This is a genomic window from Patescibacteria group bacterium (assembly GCA_041675205.1).
GTDB lineage: Bacteria > Patescibacteriota > Patescibacteriia > GWA2-46-9 > GWA2-46-9 > JBAYUF01.
Genome location: JBAYUF010000025.1, coordinates 1 through 3235, shown reverse-complemented (window position 1 = coordinate 3235; position 3235 = coordinate 1). Strand labels below are relative to the sequence as shown.

Annotated in this window: 3 protein-coding genes; all 3 read right to left on the bottom strand. The window is 53.5% G+C overall.

The genetic code is table 11. The features are described 5' to 3' along the window. Positions 1-599 precede the first annotated feature (599 nt). Positions 600-1484 carry a DUF4238 domain-containing protein gene (locus tag WC052_05955; GenBank protein ID MFA7287179.1) on the bottom strand — a complete coding sequence of 295 codons (885 nt, stop codon included), beginning with the start codon at positions 1482-1484 and terminating at the stop codon, positions 600-602. A gap of 304 nt (positions 1485-1788) precedes the next feature. Next, complete coding sequence (locus WC052_05950) at positions 1789-2355, bottom strand: hypothetical protein (GenBank protein ID MFA7287178.1); 567 nt, start codon at positions 2353-2355, stop codon at positions 1789-1791. A 341-nt stretch (positions 2356-2696) separates the two neighbouring features. Beyond that, positions 2697-3134 carry an ester cyclase gene (locus WC052_05945; protein MFA7287177.1) on the bottom strand — a complete coding sequence of 146 codons (438 nt, stop codon included), beginning with the start codon at positions 3132-3134 and terminating at the stop codon, positions 2697-2699. Between the last annotated feature and the right edge of the window lie 101 nt (positions 3135-3235).

The window sequence follows — 3235 nt, the reverse complement described above, 5'->3', positions numbered from 1 at the left end:
CAACCCAAAAACCGTCCGTTACCACCGAATCTCACGAAGACAAACCGAAGCGGACAGCTTTCACCTCAGAAAGCCTAACGTTACGGTAAGGGGCGCGCCGCTAGCGAAAGCCAAACGAAGCCGCCGAACCTTGATAAAAACCAAAACTTCAAAACCGCCAACGGGCGGCGCGTCCCATTTAACCGACTTGTTAGGCCAAGAAAGGCGACCCAAGCTAAACCGCCGCCGACGCAAAAGGTTGAGGTTGCTTCGATGGCTAGCTAACACCACTGCTAACGATGGCGAGGCTAAACCCGCATTTCCGCTTAAGGCTACTGACCCCCGTAAACACGCCCAATCAACCACCGCAATCGCAAGCACTCAACCTAAGCCCGCCACCCGGATGCCGCCCAGCCAGCGGCTTTCGCCGCGTGCGCTGAGCCTTACCGGATGAGCGCACAGCGTTGACGCACGTGGGGCAAACGCATGACCGCTTTGATGGTACAAGCTGGGTTCGGTCACGCCTTAACTTCACGCCGCAAACCGCGCTTTCAAGCGTCACCTCAGAAAGCCTAGCGTCCGGTTGACCGAGGGGTTAGGCCCCTTTTGTGCCACAGCGGCTACTTCTTAGCGTGTTTGAGCTTCTCGTTCACGATTCTGCTGTACTTTATCGCGGCACTGTCAGTCAGTTGTCTTGAGGAGATTACGAACTTCTCGGCCTGTACGGTTGCCTGAATGCTGTGAGTCGCAGCGAGCTTGGACAAGAACTCCTGATCAAACTCGTTGTTCTTGGCGTGGACAAGCAGCAGTCGCTTCGGGGAGAGCGCGATGGACAAGAGGTATATCGGTCGCTGGGAGGAGGTGCCACCGTTGACGACCAGCGGGCAGTCACTGGTGAGAAAGTGATCGGGCCCATCCGGGAATTCAAATGTACTCCAGACCATCTTGGCCAGATAGTCCACAAGTTGCTCGTCGACAATGTATCCCGGCAGTGCCGCCAGAACCTCATTACGTGCAAACGCATCCACATCAAGTGATTCCAGTAGCTGGCGTCCACGGGCGGGACTGAACCGACGTGCAAATTGCTCAGTTAGCTCGGGGGTCACCACGGAACGGACAAGTTCTTCGATTCGCTCTGGCCTGCGCTCAAGTAGGGAGTTGAAAAAGACAGCAGCGATCCGTCGTTCGTCGTAGGTTAGATCCCGTATATGCAAGTGCGCGGCCTTTAGCAGCACCGGCGCGGCTGCATCATCTATGGGCGCGAAGAAGCCGGTTTCTATCTCATCGGAGAGCTTGATCGGACCAATCGGCAGGCCGACTGGCCTCAAAGCGTAGAGATCACGAACGTAAGCCACTGATTTTGCGGGTCGGCGGCACAGCGATATGTCTCCTCTTGCGTTTCGAGAGTACAGCCAGAAGCCGTCCTGACCGGGTTCGTACCACGCTCGCAGATAGAACTGAGGTACAAAGTGGTGCCGACGTGCTACTTGGGGTGCAGTGGGCATTTTAAGGGGCCTAACGTTACGGTAAGGGGCGCGCCGCTAACGAAAGCGAAACGAAGCCACCGAACCCTGATAAAAACGAAACTTCAAAACTGCCAACGGGCGGTGCGTCCCTTTGACCGACTTGTTAGGCCTGGCAATACCCGCCAAAGCCCAACCCCCACCCAGCAAAACAAACCGATTTGCCCCGATGTGCGGCAGACGCCAAACCCTACGATGACTGGACTTTACCAACGAAGTACAATGAAGGCAACATGAAAAATGCACAACACTGACAAGCTGATAAAAAATTGAACCCCAAAGCCCATTAGCTTCCTTTAACGCTAGAAAACTGGCTACAAGCTCCAGCCGGAGTAAATGCCGGGTCAACGAATCTTGTTTGGGCAGTTGATACTTGTAAAAACGAAAAGACAGGTAACGAGTGCTTAACAACGACATCATAGCCACCTGTGGCCGTGGTTGCATTCCCAAATGAGGTGACATAGCACTTGGAGCCATCTGTTTGCGTACCGACGAACAGGGGAACCGAATCACCAAGGATAAAAGCGACAATGAGTACGCCAATGCTGCCGAGTAGCGCACCAGCAGCAAGTGGCAATGACAGCAGGATTCCGAGAGACAGCCCCACAAGGCGCGGACGCAACCTGAAGGCGGACACGGCAAGTACGGCAAAGCAAATGTAAGCAACACATAAAGCAAGGGCATTTGCTTCATATCGCCAGAGTGAAAAACCGAAAATATCGGCTGAAACCACACAAGCAAGAACTCCGCCAAGACCACGGTACATCAAGTGGTGTGAACTAGGCAAAAGCCGGGGAATACCCCAAGATGCTATACCTGCAACTAAAGGTGTTCCCAGCAATGTAGTGGTCATCACAGTAAAAGCGAAGGATTCCGTGGACATGCTTTTATAAGCCTAACGTTACGGTAAGGGGCGCGCCGCTAACGAAAGCGAAACGAAGCCGCCGAACCTTGAAAAAAACTATACTTCAAAACCGCCAACGGGCGGCGCGTCCCTTTGACCGACTTGTTGGGCTTGGCTATATCACCTGACCCAACGACAAAACACCCTGTTTTGCCAACCAACTGCCAAAAAACCTGCCTTGCAATGAAAATGATACAAAACGGCAAGCTCGCCCAACAAACCACAACTGAGCCAACGCTACCCAGTCAGCCCCCCCGCAACCCGACCGAAAATTGGTTGGGCGGCATTTGTCAAGCACCTGTGGTCGCCTGACGTAACTGCTGATATACCCCAAGACGGTCGGTGATCTGCCAATGCCCAGTGAGTCGGCTACCGTCGAAATAGTAAACCGTAGCGCCAGACATTTTGATTTGTTTGCCGGTAGCGGGAAATCCGGGAATGTCCCCTTTGTGCGTGGCTGACCAGAGCCAAGTCATCACAACTGCATCACCGTCGGCAAAGAGTCCCTGTATGTCGAAGCACTGATCGGGAAACGCGGCACGCAATGTTTTGACGCGTTCCTTGTAGCCTGCTAGGTCAAGTTCACGACTTTCCCATGGGTCGCCAGGATCGTGAAGTACCGTGTATTTTGAAGCGATATATTTGTCCGACGCTTCGATATTGCCTTCGCTCCATACCTCGCGGGTAAATTGTGTGAGTATCTCTTTTGCATTGCTACTGATAGACACCTTTGATGCTCCTTACTGTGCTCTGTTGAAGATTGCTATGTAAAAATACCTCGGAGGTGCGCGACTATGACGCCCAACGTTACGGTAAGGGGCGCGCCGCT